Raw genomic sequence first — 16,307 nt, forward strand, 5'->3', positions numbered from 1 at the left:
CAGATGCATGAGTGCAACTTTCGAGCAATAACGAGCGACTGCGGTAAGCCTCCGGCACAGGGTGAGAACTTCCAGCGAATGTTCTATGTCGAGATTTGCCATTGGCTCATCGAGCAGGATGCCTCCTCAGAAGTAGCTCTCCAAAGACCGGCAATCGTACGCAGCAATGTGCTTTTTCCGCTTCCGTTTGGCCCGACTATCGCCAGAAAGTCTCCCGTCCGCAGCCGAATCGAAACTGAGTCGAGGATCGTCCTTCCCCCTCGCACTACGGATGCCTGCCTTAGTTCAAGAATGCTCATTGGGCTGCTACGTCCTTGTATTGGCGCATCAAAAGCCAAATAAACACCGGCCCACCGATGGTGGAGCGATTGGCGGTGGATGCATCTGAGTCATACTTTGTTTCGACATTGATCGCGGGCTCTTGCACAACTTCTCCTTCCTGCGCCGCAAGGCACAGCAGACCGAAAGGCGAACGCGGAGAAGCTCTGCATCAGCCTGGGCTCATGCTCATGCGCTCTCCTCCGAGACATATCAGGCGGTTTTACCGGCCGATTATCTCTTCATCCTGGCGGAAAGCCGACGGAGACATTCTTGGAATGAGAAGTGGAAACTGGATCGGAAAAGAACCGTCGCATTCTGCCTGTTCTCCGCAGGGCTTTACGTCAGAATCATTCAGGGTAGGTCTCCTGACTCCCAGGTAGAACGGGCTATGCCATTCTTAGTCCTTCCGCCTTCCCCAGCCGAAGCTGAGTGGCGATTGGAAGGACCTGCTCCTGGTAACAGTGGCGGGACCGTGCCGGACTCACACCGGCTTCCCTTTTATGTCCTTGCGGACACCCTGAATCTTTGTAAGACAACAATAGCACAGCGATGCAGTCAGATTGTCACTGTTTTGTCGCTTATGAGCGAGATCATTGCTCCGGATTATCGGTCTGCACCTGATCGTTCCCCCGAGGATCTACCGCCGATTCAGAGGCCCTTGGATGTAGCAGGCGAGGGATTCCGTTTTTGAAGTAATCCTCTTAGCCGGAAGCAAAGGCAGGTACTAGTGCGCCATGCTCTCGGTTACCCTTCCTCGCGCTCTTCAGATATAACTTTGGCACTCATCCCAAACGACACGAATGTCAGCCTTAGAGCTTCTACCAATTTGCGGTTCTCGAAATCACTACGCACAGCTGCGCGAAGATAGCCTTCTGGAAGAGCCTCGTAATCCTTGCACAACCGCAATACGATGTGATGCTCATCAATCATGCGTTTCCAGAACGCGCCAGCATCGATCCATGATGGCAAGCGGAACAGAACAAAATTCGAGGAAGAGGGTTCGGTTCGCAATGAAAGCTTCCGCAGCTCATCGTCAAGCCGACTACGCCTTCGCTCATTGAGTCTCAGTGTCTGGCGGATATAGTCCTTGTCCGCCAATGCTGCTGCGGCAGCACGAGACGCAAGTGTGGTAATCGACCACGGCGCGATTCGATCCTGAATCCGAGAAACTGTGTTAGCACATGAAACCGCATACGCCACGCGAAGTCCCGGCATGCCGAAGAACTTCGTCACGGAACGAAAAACGACAAGGTTCGGATATCGATCCACATCACCCACAAGCGATGCTTCGGGATGATAATCGATAAATGCCTCGTCAAGGAAAATCAGGATTCCCTGTTCTGCAGCCAGGTGAGTAAGCTCCAGTATCCTCTCGCGAGCTTGCAGAACCCCAGTGGGATTCTGCGGATTTGCGAGCAGAATTGCCTCATGGGAACCCTGCAACAAAGACTCGATGTCGTACTGAAAGTTCGATTCTGGATCAAGGCATTCGGGGACAATTTCAACCGAGGAGTTCGACAAGACCCGGCGGTACTCAATGAATGCAGGAACCGGAAGCCGGCATCGCCGTATGGACAAGGCTCGTAAAGCAGCATCAAGAAGCGGAACAAAGCCATTGGCAACCGCGATGTTTTCAGTCTCGACGCCGGCATAAGAGGCCAATGCTCGGCGTAGCGCAGTTTCTTCCAATTCCGGATAGGCAGTGAGCACGGAAGGTTCGTCTAGCGCCTGGCGTAACGCGGCATACATACCAAAAGGAGGACCATCCGGATTGATGTTGGCACTGAAGTCGAGAAGGCTCTCCGCAGGAACGCCAATGTTCTTCGCGATCTTCTGCAACTGACCGCCGTGGAGAGGATGTTCCATCATCATGCCTGTCCTCTCCTCCGGAAAAATGCGGCTATCAGAACGCCGGCGCCGAAGCCAAGCAACGTAACAACCGAGACGATGCGAAGTGCCTTGCGAGCGTCCTTTGGCATTGGCTGTCGAAACTCGGCGCCAAGTAGCGGCGCGGGTACAAACTCGCCTCCATAGACATTCCCACCACCAAGACGGACTCCAAGAGCTCCGGCCATGGCGCTTTCAGGATGGCCTGCATTCGGACTTTTGTGCCGGTTCCCGTCGCGCAGCCAGGTACTCAAAGCAGCTTGTGGAATGCCTTCAGCTGACAACGCCGAAGCTGCCACTGTGGCCAGTGCCGTCAGGCGTGCCGGCAGATAATTCGCAACATCGTCCAATCGCGCGGCGGCTTTTCCAAAGAAGAAATAGCGTTCGTCTGCATGACCGATCATTGAATCAAGAGTGTTGACGGCCTTATAAGCCATCGCAAGCGGAACACCACCCAGCACCATATAGAACACAGGCGCTATCACCCCATCCGATGCGCTCTCGGCCAAGGTTTCGATCACCGCACGGCCGATGTCCTGTGTGCCGAGTTGCTCCGTATCGCGCCCAACAATCCGCGCAACCCGCTGGCGTGCCAGTTCTATATCCTTCACATCAAGCGCTGCCAGAACAGAAGAGGATTCCTGCGTAAGACTGCGGGCCGCGATGCACGTCCAACCAAGCGTAATCTCCACCAGAGAACCCAGCATGCGAGAGCGGCGATAAGCTTCACGAATGATAAGCCGCGTCAACAGGTAACTTGAAGCCACGAGTGCTGTCGCCAGCAAAACACCTCGCAGGAATTCTTCGCGTGGACTTTGCCCCGGCCTACGAAGCAGGAACTCTCCTCGCGCGATTGCGCACCCCATCCATCGCACGGGATGCGGAAACCACTCCGGGTCGCCTACGACCTGATCGGCGAGATAAACGGCTGGGAGCAAATAACCGCGCTTCATAAGACTGACTCGCCGAGGCCTCTCTCATACTGCGGTTGATATGTCAGTCCAACCCACTCGAAGATGCTTTTCATATCAAGGGATTGACTGGCAACGCCTGCCAGCCGGTCAAATGACGCCCGGCGCTTTGTCCACCAGTTATTCAACTCAGCTGCCGGAGCCAGATGGCAAAACATACGGGCCGAGGTAATGAAGGTATGGCGAAACTCGTCTTCGTCAAAAATGCCGTGAAGATATGTGCCGAATACCCGTGAGTCTGGGCTGATGCAGCCATCAGCCACCAACTCCGCTTGTTCCTGTGTTCGCCGCACGAGTTGAGCAAAGGGTTGCGCTTTGTCGAGATATTCGGTCTCGCCGACATGGATTTCGTATCCATGCACGTCAATTTCATCAACCGACTGCTCAAAGAGGGATCGCGTTAAAAGTCGCCCCGTGCCCGTAAGAGTAATCTTCTCTGTCCGCATGGTAGTGCTGATTGGCAGCAGGCACAGGCCTCGAATCGATCTTGCACTCTCTATCTCATATGGATCGAATATACGTTGGCCCAACATCTGCATTCCACCGCAAATGCCGACCACTAAGCTACTATTAGCGCCCTCCGTTACCGCTATATCCAGGCCTTCCGCCCGCATCCAGAACAAATCATCCACTGTTTGCTTACTGCCGGGCAGGACAATGACATCTGCTCCTTGTAATTGCGCTCGACTGCGGCAGAACCGTACCACAACCGACGACTCGGCACGCAGCGCATCAAAATCCGTAAAGTTGGAAAGCGACGGAAATGCGATCACCGCAACACGCAACGGCCTCTCATCGCTGACCGCAGACCACAGCGCATTGCACAGCGAATCCACTGCCGGCAATCCGAGACTGTCCTCTTCTTCGAGGGCAAGACCCTGAAGATATGGCATCACTCCAATACAAGGTTTGCCGAGCCGATCTTCCATCATGCGAATACCGGGCGCAAGCAACGAAACATCACCGCGGAATTTGTTGATGACGAAGCCGCCGATGCGCGCCCGCTCTTCAGGCTCCAACAACTCCACAGTTCCCAGCAGCGAGGCAAAGACGCCGCCGCGGTCAATGTCGCCAACCAGCAGACACGTGGCATCTGCCAACTCCGCCATCCGCATATTCACAATGTCATGCTGCTTCAGGTTGATTTCGGCCGGCGACCCGGCTCCCTCAAGCACAATCACGTCATTCTCTGCTTCCAGCCTTTCATAACTCTCTCTGACAAGCGGCATCAGTTCTTCCACCCGCCGTTGGTGATACTCAGCAGCAGAAAGGCGTCCCCAGATTTTTCCACGCACGATCACTTGTGATGTCATATTCCCCGCAGGCTTCAGCAGGATCGGATTCATGTGAACCGATGGAATAATTCCAGCAGCCTCTGCCTGCAGTGCCTGGGCGCGACCAATCTCAAGCCCTTCCGGCGTAGCCGCAGAATTGAGTGACATATTTTGCGATTTGAAAGGTGCGGCCTGATAACCATGCTGAGCAAAGATGCGACACAGTGCCGCGGTCAGCAGAGATTTTCCGGCGTGGGAGCTTGTGCCAAGAACCATCACTGCACGGGCCGTCATGGTTTCTCCGTCCCGGAAAAACGATCGTAGGACACAACACTCTCCAACCCGACACGTTTTTCCCACCCTAATCGTTCGAGATCAGGCTCCAATGCAAAGTCATCGACATAACCGAGGCAAAGATACGCAACGAACGTCAGGTGTTCCGGCACATGGAGCAACTTGCAGAGTTGCTCTGGATCGAGAATGCTAACCCAACCAACGCCGACACCCTCACTACGAGCTGCGAGCCACAGGTTCTGAATCGCACAGACGCTTGAGTAGACCGCCGTTTCCGGCATCGTCTGGCGGCCTAGTCCGGACCCGCGCGTGCTACCTGAATCACACAACACACAAAGATTTTGTGGAGCTTCCAGGATCCCTTCAAGCTTCAGGCCGAAGTATCGTTCCGCCTGGTCGCCAGCGTAGCTCTCCCGAGCCTGATGGTTCGCTTCCGAGAAAATGTCATGGACCGCCTTGCGAACTTCATAATCTCGGATCACGACAAATCTCGTTGGCTGCATCAGGCCAACGGAAGGAGCGCTGTGCGCGGCGGCAAGCAGGCGGTTGAGCAATTCCTCTGGCAAAGGTACGTCGAGAAAGCCCCGGCGAACATCGCGGCGCTCCACTATCGCACGGTAGACCGCGGCGCGTTCACTATCGCCAAAAGCGTGAGACTGAATCATGACGCTACCACGCTCTCGAAAATTTTGGACCGGCGTTGCTGTCCTCGCGCAAGCGGCTGTTGATGCCGGCATTGTGCTCGATCACGCGGCCGAAGAGCCAGATCACATCGGAAAGTCGATTGAGATAGGCCAACACCTCTGGCTGCACATCCATTGCGCCACTCTCCACAAAGCGAACAGCGCAGCGCTCGGCGCGGCGGCAGACAGTGCGCGCAATCTCATATGCCGCGGACTCTGTGTGACCTCCGGGAAGCGACCAATCCGCGAGAATGCCTTCTATCTCCTCCATCCTGTGCACGAGTTCTGTGAGCTTGTCCACATCTTCGACTGAGATAGCGGGCGGCTTTTTTCTGCTCTCGGGAGGGGTAGCTAATGCTGACCCGACGCGAAAGAGCGTTCTCTGAATCTCCTCGGTCCATGCCGCAATCTCCTTGTTCTGGCAGATGCTGCGGGCAAAACCAAGATGCGTATTAAGTTCATCGACCGTACCGTAGGCCTCCACGCGAAGGTCAGCCTTCGAGACACGAATGCCACCGGCCAAACCGGTCTGTCCTTTATCTCCACGCTTGGTTGCAATGCTCATTGTTCTTCTCCTTGCAGGGAATAGGTCTCCTCCAACGTAAGGCGAAGCGTCTTGATGAGAGGAGAGCGTTCGTATTGGATAACGAGTTCATCATCGAGGAAGTCGAGAATTCGCGGCGGCGCATCAGAAAAAAGCACGCTCTCAGAAAAGAACCAGGGCTGGGCAGCTCCCAGTTCTTCGAGGGTCCGTGCTCGGACAATCACAGCGGGAAGATAGAAGACACCCGATTGCAGAGCGCGAAATGCCCTGTGATAGCCGTCTCGAAGAAACCATCGTCCACGGTATTCCCCTACCTCAAAGAATGGACTTCCTGAATGGACTACGACCGGATTGGAACTATCATCCGTCAGACGAAATTGCAGGTTTGGGTTTCTAGAGCGAAGCAGGACAGATGTGTTTGTCCGTATGGCATCGCAGACCACAGGCTTTGTCTCTCCAAAGCACAGATCCATCAGGCTGTCCCAATCGTTATTCTCTGGCATCGGGAGCTGCTGCGTTTCTGAATCGAAAATAAGCCTTCGTTGAAAGGCGAGAAGAAACCGAAGATCCACGACACCGAGAAACCAGTCTAGCCCGGTCATTTCGCTGTGAAGATCGGCTCGCGATGTCTGCTCTTCGAAGCGCACAGTTAATCTGCTATCGCAGCATTCCATTAGGGCTGATCTGTCTTCAAACAGCACTCTCCGAGCCACGACCTTGCGTGCCGCCTCTGGACTGCCGCGATCCATTGCAGGGCGGTATTCGTCCTCATCGAGACCCCATCCCGCCAGCTCTCTCACGCGAGCCTTCACGCCATTCATGCCATCCTCCCCGGTTGATAGCGGAAGAAGCTGCAATATTCTCGAGTCCGCTCCCAGGCTTCCCTCTCATCAACTCCACAAAGCGAACGAAGCACAACACGCATGGCTCCCCCGTGTGTAACCACCGCGGCCATTCTTTGCGAAGGTACAGTGAGGAGGCGTTCCACTTCGGTCAGGACTCTGGATTGGAATACTTCAAATCTCTCGCCACTTGGCGCCGGTAAGTCCGGATAGGCTTCTGACCAGCGGCGAGCGTACCCTTGATCGCGGGATTCGATTTCCTCCCAACTCAGTCCTTCCCACTCCCCGAAGTTGATCTCACGAAGTTGGGGGACCGCTATCGGCAAATGGCCGCTGGCTCTCCCGATTGCCTCTGCCGTAGCCAGCGCTCGAACTAGATCGCTGGTATAAATGGCATCGATGGATCCGGCCTTCAGTGCTTTCAGAAGCCTCTCGATTTGTCGCTGACCACGTTTGTTGATTGGCGGGTCGGAATGTCCACAAAACCGGCCCGCAAGATCGGTCTCGGCGTGCCGGATGAAGATGAGTGTATCCATCACGACCACGCTCCACAAAGATACACCGCGACCTCAGCCAGTTGATTTGTGGCGCCGAAGCAATCGCCAGTGATGCCGCCGATCCTGCACTTGTAATAGAGTGCCGTAGCAAGTGTTACGGCCACGCTAGCCATGACAGGAACGAGCGCGCGGAGGTGCAATAACGCAAACACAGTCACTAGCGTGAGCAGGCTTCCAACGACTAAGCTGCTGCTTGTCGTGAGACGTGCGATCCGCGCGCCCTGTCCGTCGACTTGCTCCTTATTCTGTTCTCGCGCAGGCGGGAGGTAGAAGCTGAGCGGCAGAGTCGTCCACCTGCACAATACAGGAGCGGCGATGAGATAACCTGCAGCCTCGGAGTGAGACAACGATGCAATTAAAAATATCCGCACAATTAGAGTGAGCGTCAATGCTGCTGCTCCGTATGTGCCAATGTGACTGTCGCGCATGATGGCCAGAACCTTCTCGCGATCCCTTCCGCCACCAAAGCCATCCGCAGCATCGGCAAGCCCGTCTTCATGCAGGCAGCCCGTGATGGTGACCAGGTATCCAACGATCAACACGGCAACAAGTGTCACGGGAAGATGCGGAACCAATAGGAAATACAACAGAGCACTCCCCAGGCCAATCAATGCTCCGACAATCGGAAAGAATTTCACTGACCGAGCGAGAGTATGCGGCTCGTAGGGGCCAGCCGGAACCCGCAAGCGGGTCAGGAACTGCACAGCCGCGAGCAGATCGAACCATGTTCGCCGGATCTGGTTCACTACGCTCATTGCGTAGCTCCACTTACCCCAGCGGAAGTGAAGGTCGCCATCTGATGGTAAAGAGCAATCGCCGATTCAATGATCGGCATTGCCAGCACAGCTCCGGTCCCTTCGCCGAGACGCATCCCGAGGGAAAGCAAAGGATCCAACTGGAGATGTTCCTGGAGCAACCTATGTCCTGGCTCCTCCGAGCGGTGTCCTGCAATGAGATACCCAAGTACATGCGGCACCATGCCAACCGCGAGGGCCGCCGCCGCAGTAGAGATAAATCCATCTAATACGACAACAAGGCGATGTCTGGCGCCAGCAAGCACCATCCCGGTCATGGCGGCAATTTCAAGCCCTCCGAGGCAACGCAAAATCTCAACAGGCGAAGTGGTGATGGAAGCACCGCAATGTTTGACGACGGCAGCTTCGACCACGCGCACCTTGTTCGCATACGCAGAGGGATCAACTCCAGTGCCTTTTCCGGTCGCCTCTGCGGCCGCCGTACCCGTGAGAGCACAGGTCACAGCGCTGGCCGCGGTCGTGTTGCCAATCCCCATTTCTCCAATCGCAAGGATGTTATGCCCAGCGGCCGCAGCTTCTACTCCAAGTAGATAACCGACTCTCAGCGCCTTCCCAACCTCCTCTTCGCTCATCGCGGCCTCGCGCAGCATATTCCGTGTACCACGCCGCACCTTGCGGTCGAGAAGCCCCGGAATCGAACCAAAATCCGTATCCACTCCCACATCGACGACGTGTAATGCGGCCTGATGCAACCGCGCCAGCACATTGATCGCAGCACCCTCCGCCAGAAAATTCAGAACCATCTGCCGGGTCACTTCACGCGGATACGCACTGACGCCCTCTTCTGCCACCCCATGATCCGCGGCAAAGACAAAGACCGCCTTGTGGACTGGTTCGCTGAGTTTCTCGCCTCGAATAGCCGCAGCCTGTGCCGCAACATTTTCAAGTCGGCCAAGACTTCCGAGCGGCTTGGTCAGGCTGTCGAGGCGCAGACGCGCCCTCTGGCGCCAATCTTCGCTCGGCGGATCTATGCCTCGAATGAGTTTGTCCATATCAGGTTGGCTACCTTCCGCTTCTTGCCTGGATTCGCGGGGACGGATCATACGCCCTCCCTGAGGAGAGAGCCCTTAAGAGCAAGTGGAAGTCCTGCCACCATCAAAACGACATGGTCAGCCACTGCGGCGACGCGCTGATTGATTTCGCCGAGCAGATCCCGGTATCGCCTCCCCATCTCGAAAGCCGGGACAACTCCGCTCCCAACCTCGTTCGAAACCAGAACAATGGAGAATTGATTCGATTTGAGGGCCGCACACAGCGCATCAATTCTTTGGCTGATAGCTGCCGCATCGTTTTCATAAATCTCAAGGAGTTTTCCCGCGAACAGCGTCAGGCAATCCACAATCATTAGGTCGCAGTCCGTTGCCGATGCAATCACTACCGCCAGATTCAGAGGCTCTTCGATCGTTGTCCAGTGTTCAGGCCGCTCGGAGCGGTGTCGTTCGATCTTGCGCTGCATCTCACTGTCCTGGCGATGTTCCGCTGTTGCAAGAAATGTGACCTTTGCCGCACCCGACGCGAGCTGCAACGCATAGCGGCTCTTGCCGCTGCGGACACCGCCCAGTACGAGAGTCACATTTCGGGCAGAAGCTGAACCCATGCATCGTTCTCCGCGTCACTCACGCAAACGCTCAAAAGACAGGCGGGAAGAAATACTGAGGCAGCTGCCACCGCAGTCCTAGAAGCGTACACTGCGGGTATGCTTTTCAACTCTCCCATCGAAGTCGAATAAGCCCAGGCTGGCATCTGGCCGGTCTCCTGACTTGCGCTTCATCAAGATCGGGCGGCCTTCCCGGAGACATAAATCCCCAGTGGCTTCCAAAAGGAGTGCCGATCTCTCAGCGTTCACAGTTACGGGGTAGTGGCGGAATTGCACCGCCTTCCCGAACACCAGATGCCTTGAAAGATACCGTTTTAGAAGTCTGCTGGTCAATGGGACGTGCGGGTCAAGCCGATGTTTCGGTTGTCTACTTCTTGCAGACAGTATCACCAGGTAAACTCGCCTCACGGCAACTATGATCCCGGTTATCGATAGCCAAACTCTTCCTGACAGACAAAAGATAACGATTATGTCCCAAAGAGGCCTATGCCGATAAAGCCAGGGAATGTCGAAATCGTGAAGGCCCTGATAGAGCCAGCGGTCCAGGCGCTCCCAGCGAGTGTAGCTTCTGGTAGAGCGATCCAGATAAAGAATGGACTGCTGAGGATCGTTGAACCGCAGAAACAATGCAGGCAATCGCAACCGATTTTTAGGATCGGCATAATGTGCCTCATAGCGTGTTATGAGCCGCGATTCAGTGATGGAGTATGGCAGCGCAGCGTACGCTGCGATGGACTTCAAAGCGCCTGGATTTAACAGCGTCTGGCGGAGCCACTTTCTGGAAGAATGATGGTTTTAGAAAGGACTCTTGACAGCAATCGTGCTTACCATATCCTCAATCACTTACGGAATAGCTTAGAAATTAATTATTGATACCCTTTGCTCAATAGGAACTTAGGGCATCTCTTCAACTCTTTCACTTCAGGTAAAACATGCCCATTATTCGGCATTGCCTTGGCAGATAGCCGCAATTTGGCTGGCCTGTTAGCTATCCCACCGGCGTAAATGCAATTCCGGCATGGGTTGGCGCCCAACTCTCTCCAAGCGCTAAGGTAACAACCCATTCCGCACGGTCTGCTGGATATTGAGTTGCTCTCCGAACCATCCGACAAGGCCCTCTGCACCCAGCGCTTTGGCTTCTGCCGTCAGGTCTGGATACTGTTCCACCAGTGCTGTCTTCGGGACCGCATCCACAATCTTCTTCCTGGCAGCCGCTGGCGTAGCTGTGTCAGAAGTAAGCTGCTGAATGCGGAGAGCCTTTCCTTCTAATCGTGAAAGATAAAGTACGGGATCAAGACTTGAGACGCGTCGCAAAAACTCAGGCTTGAGATATGCCGTCCGTTCTTCTTCAGATATCTGTTTGGAACCCTTCAGCCAATCTGGCCAATCACCCCATGGATCCATCAAATCAAGTGCGGCAATTCGAGGATCGGCAGCCGCAGCAAGAATGGCAATGGCCCCTCCCGATCCTTGCCCGAATATACCCGCATGCTCCACATTGAGATCACCGCGTGTCTCCAGATAATTCAAAATCATCTGGACGTCGTGGGCGGAGGTAGCCAGCGCCTCCTGCAACTCACTAACAAACCATTTTGTTAGGGGGCGCGGCATATGAATCCGCGGCCAGGACAGAGCGGATGGAAACCCGGCCACAGCGAATCCATTATGCACTGCGCGCTCGCACCAGCGGTCTTCTCGAAAAACATCTATGTCGTAGGTGTAGTTGTACAGAAAAAGGACAACAGGCATTTTTCCTAAGTGCTTAGGCCGTATCACGTAGAGATCAATGGGATCGTTCGATCGCCATTGCAGACGCACCAGCTCCCGGGTACATCCCTGCTGAAGCTCTATTTTACTGAGAACAACGCCTCCTGTTGCATGAAGCGGAAGCCCGCTCTTTGCTAGATAAATAGTCGTCCAGTCTTCATTGCCTGACGTTACTTCCGATTGCCCTGGTTGAGAAGTCTCTGTCTGTGCCTGAAGGATCGAAATAGTGAATGCAAGACATGCGAGCATTACAGCCAAGCGGCGGTACATTCCCTGCTCCTGACAAACATCTCTCGGTTTGCGTAAAACAAGAAACAAGCAGACCCGCCGTAGAGACAGGTCTGCCTGCTGAAGAATGATGGAACCGGGATACTTACCGGCGCTGTGTTGTGGTACCAGCAGTGTTTGTTGAGCTGCACGAGCTGGAATCCTTTGTCAGCGAAATGACTACACCACCCACATCGCCACCAGTTTCCGGCAGTTTTGTGCAGGAGGTTCTGCCGGTGCCGAGCTTCGAATCACCGTTAGCCAGATTTGCAGCAGCTGGCTGCCCTACGCCGGCAGGAGGAACGAAGTGCGAGCGGACCACAGTAAGCTGTGACGGAGTTTTGAAGTCCGGGCGCGAGCTGGTGGTGCCGAAGCTGACGAATGCCTGCGCTGCACTGGCCAGGTTCGCGACCCCGGTCGACACAGCCGAACCGGTGTTGACCAGACGAATCAGAGACCAGATCGGATAATTCACTGTGTTTCCAAAACCCGCGAAGGTTCCAGAGGCTTGCGTGCTGTTCAGGGTGTGGAGATCAACGTGTGACAGCTCTGTGCTGCCCGTGGTGGGGATGGCGCCATTGAAGGTGGAGTACGGAGTGCTGGCATCCAGCAGGGGATCAATGCCATCGACGGTGAGGTACTTGACGTTAGCTGGGTTGAAGGTTGATGAGCTGGCAAAGTTGGCGACGCTCCAGAAAGCATAGCCGAGAGCATCGGTGTTCGTGCTCACCTCAGTCAGTTCCTGGCCAGTGCCGATGGCTCGCACACGCTTGCCGCCACCGGTAGTTGCGATATCCAGCGGGTTCTTCGAGACACCGGTGCCGCTGCAATTCTTCTGAGCGCTGGCCTGGTTTTGTCCCACATCCTGCGAGGTGAAATTTCCTGTGTCTCCGTCCAGTGTGTTGCTGATTGTGTTCGGAACATTGAATTCCATCGTGTTGTAAGTTCCGGAAAGCGGCTCGCGAATGACGACCGTTGCCACAGCACCGGAGTTCGCGCTGGGATTTGTAGCCTGGTTCACAAAGGAAAAGGTTCCATCGAGGAACTTGGCCAGAGTCGAGCTGCTGAGGTTAGTGATAGTGCTTTGCCCGAATCCGCTCGTATTGGTTTTATTGACAACAACCACGATCGGAGTAGCGCCGACCGGAGTTACGGTATAGCTGGAGGGAAGGCTGAAGTTAATCACATGGAAGGAGCTGCTGCTGAAGAAGCTCAGAATATCTTCACCGCTGCTATAGCCAAGTCCCTGATATGAGGAACCCGTTGCCACAGCCTGACCACAGGGCGCGATTGCGCGGGCGGTAGCAAATTCAGCGTCTTCCGGACGAATATCCGTGCCGGCTGCGTTCGGAGCATGACCGGTACCGGCGGTGGTAGCAGTGCCGCCGCTAAGAATATGCGCAATAGCCGCAGGAAGCGCGCATTCTCCAGGGGTTGTGGTATTTCCGCAATCTGTGGTTGGACCTGCAAGAATCAGGTTGGCTGGGGTGGTTCCTGCTGCGCTTTCATAGCTGATCTTGCATTCTGGCGTGGATAGCGCGCCGTTGAACAGGCAACGGTTGCCGACCACGGAATCGGTCTGCAGATAAGCATAAATTTGAGCTGAGGTGCCAGGAGCTGCGCAGGTTCCTCCTCCAGTCGTCCACGCCACCCAGGCGTTGCCTGTGTCCGTGAGAGAGGTATTAGAGACGCTTGTGTCAGTCGCGACGACGCCTGACTTTCCGCTCCATACGCAGGTTGCTTTAATGGGACCGTTGGGGTTCCATGCGCCCAAGCCGGCCTCGAGAAAGAGAGCGGAAGAACCGATGCCGCTCACTTGTACGCTCTGTGCCTTGACAACCCCCGACAGTGCGGCGGCGGTGATGCCAATAGCAAGAAAGATTTTAAGGAAACTCTTCATGGGAATTGCTCCTAATCGTTCAGGTTTAGGAAATGCCCTGGCTGCTCGAGTCCAGGCCGCTGTCTCGTTTTGCAAATCCCGCAGACTGAGGAAAGTTTTTGTATTGCCGTACAGACTTTGTAGCTGTGCCGCTACAGATAGTTTTTGTGCTTCTGAGAGGTAGACAAGGAGAGCGAATCTATCCCAACGGATCACCCATGAAATTCATCGCGGTTCAACAGAAGATTCACATGGATGGTGATTCAACACATTCTGGATATTTCGTCTCACAGTGTGATGGAAGGGGTGAATGGGAAGAGGTTTTCTGCCACTCTGGAGCAAATTAAAGCAGTTTTCACTCTGGGTATAGACCAGGTTTTCAAGAGGTAGGAGCACCAGCCTTCAGGCCGGTGAATACCAGCTGAAAACCCCAGGGCTTTAGCTCAGGAGTTTATCCATCATATCGGCCCATGAGCAACGCGAAGGGATAGCGGAGGAGCCTTCCGGTTACACGAATTCCTAATCCGCCTTGTCAACGATTCCGAAAGTAACATTGTGCTGTAAGTTGCTGGCTTCAAATGATAGTAGTTGCGACGAACAATGAACGGATATTTCCTCTCTTTTTGGTATCCTGAATGTAAGAGGGAAAAGGAACAGAAAACCCGCCTGACTGGCGGGTTTTTTTATTGCCGGCTCAAATTTCGTATTGGTGTGATCCGTCATTCTTACGGCCAATGGGAGGAAGTATCTCAGTGATGCCGGTTAGTTTCAGACCAGCCGGTATGATAGCGATGTTCGATGATAGAAATCAGTACTTTACCTCAAAGCTTTCTGTTTTCAATACTTTGCCAACATTGAAAATGAGGGCCGTATGTTTTCAAAGACTTAGCCCCTCCCCCGGGGAGGGGGAGGGGGCATCCCATGGGCGACCAGATGTTAGAGCAAAATCAGGTTTGAGTGAAATCACTTCATGAATTGTCATCTCGGCTGGACCCCTGACCTGAATAATGTAGTGAAGAGGGGAGGAGAGCGGAGGGACCTGTAGTTTCTCTTCCGGGCTACACTCATTCACCATCCGGCATAAGGGCGGCACAATGGAGCTCTCCATTCTTTAAAACGGACACCAGCTCCAAAAAAGAAGGCAGACCAACAAGGGGTCTGCCTGTGAACGAACCATCGGGGTGTTGATGGTTAACGGCGAAGCGCTGCGATCCCGGCTTTACTCTAATTCGACTGCAACAGGTAGATTCCCCAGGGTTGCGTGGGATCGACTCCGATGACAAAGATGGCGTACTTGCCATTCAGTTGTCCGGCAATGGCTACTGCCTGAAAGGAATACGTGGCTCCTGTAGTATTTGCGAGATAATTAGCGCCCACCCACACTGTGGCGTGAGGGTATAAGCCATTGGTGGAAGCATCCTGGACGCCAAGATCGATGGCGAAGTCGCAATTGCCGAAACCGTCCTGCGAAGTAGATGGATCGTCGTTGGGGAAGTCTCCGCCATAGATGAGTGTGCTGGTTTTAGGCGCGACAGAAGCGCAACCCGACGGCGGATTAGAGAAACCGAAGGAGGCAACATGCGAAGTCCAGCCGGCAGGTGGCTGTTCGGCACTTGTAAATATACCTGAGGAATAGATAAAGCCCAGATATTGCGCGCCAACCACAGCCCCTGTGTCTACCGCGCCTGATGACTTTGGAAGCCCAACGCTTCCGGAACCAGCACCGAGAACATTGAAACGGCTATTTTCAACCAGAAGCCCGCTTGTACTGATTCCAATCATTGTCTGTGGAGACGCGCTTTGATTGACCCCTGGATTTGTAATCATCAATTGGCCCGGGACATTTGTGATATAGCCGTAAGAGGTTGGCCCACAAACACCTGTTTGTGAGGAAGAGGCAGGCTGAGCTGGCGCTCCGCTTCCTCCTACCGAAGGCAGAGTGAACTGGCGGATATTTTGGAAATTTACCGTGCTGCCGCTGGAGCTGATGTCCACGCTGCCATAAGCTGTATCCGTAGTGGAGTCCCAGGCCAGCGCTTGTGGACCCGTGATCGAGAGGCCCTCTGGAATTGTAACGAAGAGATAGGTTTGCGCAGTCTTCTGGCTGGGGCATTGTGTAGCGGCAACCAGAGGCTCGACTGGATGCGCCACTAACTGAACGAGTCCTCCCGTCTGACCTGCAAGTTCCACTGCGAAACTCCCAGGCTTGGGTGGATTGTAGGTCTGAGTATTGCTGCCCGGGTTGTAGTTTGCTGTGATTCCCAGGCTGCGCAGGTTTCTCTGGCCTACCGTGAAGACGCCGGCATTGAGCACTTGAGAATATACAATTCCTGGCGGATCAAGTTCATAGATTGTCTGCGAAAATTTGTTCCCCTTATCGTCGATTGTGTATGTCAGCGGCATGAAATCACTTTCAGTGGTTCCGGCAACATACGGAGCAAAGTAGGTTTGCGGTCCCGGTTGCGGTGTGTTATCGGCAGGTGTCGCGCCGGGGCCCGGAGTTGTTCCGCACCCGGAAGCCCAGAACACCAGCAACAGACCCAGGCAGGTTTTCTCCGCAGAACTTCGAAATGAATAGATCAACCGCTTCAGTTTCTCCATAGCTCCCT

The 16,307-nt window shown here is 54.5% G+C and carries 14 protein-coding genes and 2 riboswitches; all 14 genes read right to left on the bottom strand.

Translation table 11 applies throughout. The annotated features are described in order from the left end of the window. Positions 1-83 precede the first annotated feature (83 nt). Entirely contained in the window at positions 84-299 is a 216-nt protein-coding gene (locus AC5S16_RS06680; protein ID WP_493929261.1) for an ATP-binding cassette domain-containing protein, read from the bottom strand. A gap of 360 nt (positions 300-659) precedes the next feature. Beyond that, a riboswitch (cobalamin riboswitch) is annotated at positions 660-856 on the bottom strand. A gap of 209 nt (positions 857-1,065) precedes the next feature. Then, positions 1,066-2,193: a pyridoxal phosphate-dependent aminotransferase gene (locus tag AC5S16_RS06685; RefSeq protein ID WP_493929262.1), complete on the bottom strand. Its 1,128-nt coding sequence runs from the start codon at positions 2,191-2,193 to the stop codon at positions 1,066-1,068. Continuing rightward, a complete protein-coding gene (gene cbiB, locus AC5S16_RS06690) occupies positions 2,190-3,161 on the bottom strand; it encodes an adenosylcobinamide-phosphate synthase CbiB (RefSeq protein WP_493929263.1) in 972 nt (323 codons plus the stop codon). The genes AC5S16_RS06685 and cbiB overlap by 4 nt, the downstream gene beginning before the upstream one ends. Then, positions 3,158-4,747 carry a cobyric acid synthase gene (locus AC5S16_RS06695; RefSeq protein ID WP_493929264.1) on the bottom strand — a complete coding sequence of 530 codons (1,590 nt, stop codon included), beginning with the start codon at positions 4,745-4,747 and terminating at the stop codon, positions 3,158-3,160. The genes cbiB and AC5S16_RS06695 overlap by 4 nt, the downstream gene beginning before the upstream one ends. Continuing rightward, on the bottom strand, positions 4,744-5,412 hold the full coding sequence (bluB, locus tag AC5S16_RS06700) for a 5,6-dimethylbenzimidazole synthase (protein WP_493929265.1): 669 nt from the start codon (positions 5,410-5,412) through the stop codon (positions 4,744-4,746). The genes AC5S16_RS06695 and bluB overlap by 4 nt, the downstream gene beginning before the upstream one ends. Positions 5,413-5,416: 4 nt before the next feature. Next, positions 5,417-5,995, bottom strand: coding sequence for a cob(I)yrinic acid a,c-diamide adenosyltransferase (locus AC5S16_RS06705; RefSeq protein WP_493929266.1), 579 nt, complete (start codon positions 5,993-5,995; stop codon positions 5,417-5,419). After that, entirely contained in the window at positions 5,992-6,795 is an 804-nt protein-coding gene (locus AC5S16_RS06710; protein WP_493929267.1) for a hypothetical protein, read from the bottom strand. Before AC5S16_RS06710 ends, AC5S16_RS06705 begins: the two co-directional genes overlap by 4 nt. Beyond that, positions 6,792-7,352: a histidine phosphatase family protein gene (locus AC5S16_RS06715; protein ID WP_493929268.1), complete on the bottom strand. Its 561-nt coding sequence runs from the start codon at positions 7,350-7,352 to the stop codon at positions 6,792-6,794. Before AC5S16_RS06715 ends, AC5S16_RS06710 begins: the two co-directional genes overlap by 4 nt. Further along, positions 7,352-8,128: an adenosylcobinamide-GDP ribazoletransferase gene (gene cobS / locus AC5S16_RS06720; RefSeq protein WP_493929269.1), complete on the bottom strand. Its 777-nt coding sequence runs from the start codon at positions 8,126-8,128 to the stop codon at positions 7,352-7,354. Before cobS ends, AC5S16_RS06715 begins: the two co-directional genes overlap by 1 nt. Then, complete coding sequence (cobT, locus tag AC5S16_RS06725) at positions 8,125-9,180, bottom strand: nicotinate-nucleotide--dimethylbenzimidazole phosphoribosyltransferase (RefSeq protein WP_493929270.1); 1,056 nt, start codon at positions 9,178-9,180, stop codon at positions 8,125-8,127. The genes cobS and cobT overlap by 4 nt, the downstream gene beginning before the upstream one ends. A gap of 47 nt (positions 9,181-9,227) precedes the next feature. Beyond that, positions 9,228-9,785: a bifunctional adenosylcobinamide kinase/adenosylcobinamide-phosphate guanylyltransferase gene (gene cobU, locus AC5S16_RS06730; RefSeq protein WP_493929271.1), complete on the bottom strand. Its 558-nt coding sequence runs from the start codon at positions 9,783-9,785 to the stop codon at positions 9,228-9,230. Positions 9,786-9,916: 131 nt separating this feature from the next. Continuing rightward, positions 9,917-10,095: riboswitch (cobalamin riboswitch) on the bottom strand. Between the two features lie 737 nt (positions 10,096-10,832). Next, positions 10,833-11,822 (bottom strand): alpha/beta hydrolase, encoded by a 990-nt coding sequence (locus AC5S16_RS06735; RefSeq protein WP_493929272.1) that lies wholly within the window; start codon positions 11,820-11,822, stop codon positions 10,833-10,835. 103 nt (positions 11,823-11,925) lie between these two features. Continuing rightward, complete coding sequence (locus tag AC5S16_RS06740; protein ID WP_493929273.1) at positions 11,926-13,719, bottom strand: hypothetical protein; 1,794 nt, start codon at positions 13,717-13,719, stop codon at positions 11,926-11,928. 1,203 nt (positions 13,720-14,922) lie between these two features. Further along, a complete protein-coding gene (locus AC5S16_RS06745) occupies positions 14,923-16,299 on the bottom strand; it encodes a hypothetical protein (protein WP_493929274.1) in 1,377 nt (458 codons plus the stop codon). Between the last annotated feature and the right edge of the window lie 8 nt (positions 16,300-16,307).

It is taken from the genome of Acidobacterium sp. FHG110202_01, from assembly GCF_059115305.1.

What these genes read in the sequence shown, in the direction of transcription:
- AC5S16_RS06680 (WP_493929261.1), bottom strand. Translation starts at nt 299, where the DNA reads ATGAGCATTCTTGAACTAAGGCAGGCATCCGTAGTGCGAGGGGGAAGG.
- AC5S16_RS06685 (WP_493929262.1), bottom strand. Translation starts at nt 2,193, where the DNA reads ATGATGATGGAACATCCTCTCCACGGCGGTCAGTTGCAGAAGATCGCG.
- cbiB (WP_493929263.1), bottom strand. Translation starts at nt 3,161, where the DNA reads ATGAAGCGCGGTTATTTGCTCCCAGCCGTTTATCTCGCCGATCAGGTC.
- AC5S16_RS06695 (WP_493929264.1), bottom strand. Translation starts at nt 4,747, where the DNA reads ATGACGGCCCGTGCAGTGATGGTTCTTGGCACAAGCTCCCACGCCGGA.
- bluB (WP_493929265.1), bottom strand. Translation starts at nt 5,412, where the DNA reads ATGATTCAGTCTCACGCTTTTGGCGATAGTGAACGCGCCGCGGTCTAC.
- AC5S16_RS06705 (WP_493929266.1), bottom strand. Translation starts at nt 5,995, where the DNA reads ATGAGCATTGCAACCAAGCGTGGAGATAAAGGACAGACCGGTTTGGCC.
- AC5S16_RS06710 (WP_493929267.1), bottom strand. Translation starts at nt 6,795, where the DNA reads ATGAATGGCGTGAAGGCTCGCGTGAGAGAGCTGGCGGGATGGGGTCTC.
- AC5S16_RS06715 (WP_493929268.1), bottom strand. Translation starts at nt 7,352, where the DNA reads ATGGATACACTCATCTTCATCCGGCACGCCGAGACCGATCTTGCGGGC.
- cobS (WP_493929269.1), bottom strand. Translation starts at nt 8,128, where the DNA reads ATGAGCGTAGTGAACCAGATCCGGCGAACATGGTTCGATCTGCTCGCG.
- cobT (WP_493929270.1), bottom strand. Translation starts at nt 9,180, where the DNA reads ATGGACAAACTCATTCGAGGCATAGATCCGCCGAGCGAAGATTGGCGC.
- cobU (WP_493929271.1), bottom strand. Translation starts at nt 9,785, where the DNA reads ATGGGTTCAGCTTCTGCCCGAAATGTGACTCTCGTACTGGGCGGTGTC.
- AC5S16_RS06735 (WP_493929272.1), bottom strand. Translation starts at nt 11,822, where the DNA reads ATGTACCGCCGCTTGGCTGTAATGCTCGCATGTCTTGCATTCACTATT.
- AC5S16_RS06740 (WP_493929273.1), bottom strand. Translation starts at nt 13,719, where the DNA reads ATGAAGAGTTTCCTTAAAATCTTTCTTGCTATTGGCATCACCGCCGCC.
- AC5S16_RS06745 (WP_493929274.1), bottom strand. Translation starts at nt 16,299, where the DNA reads ATGGAGAAACTGAAGCGGTTGATCTATTCATTTCGAAGTTCTGCGGAG.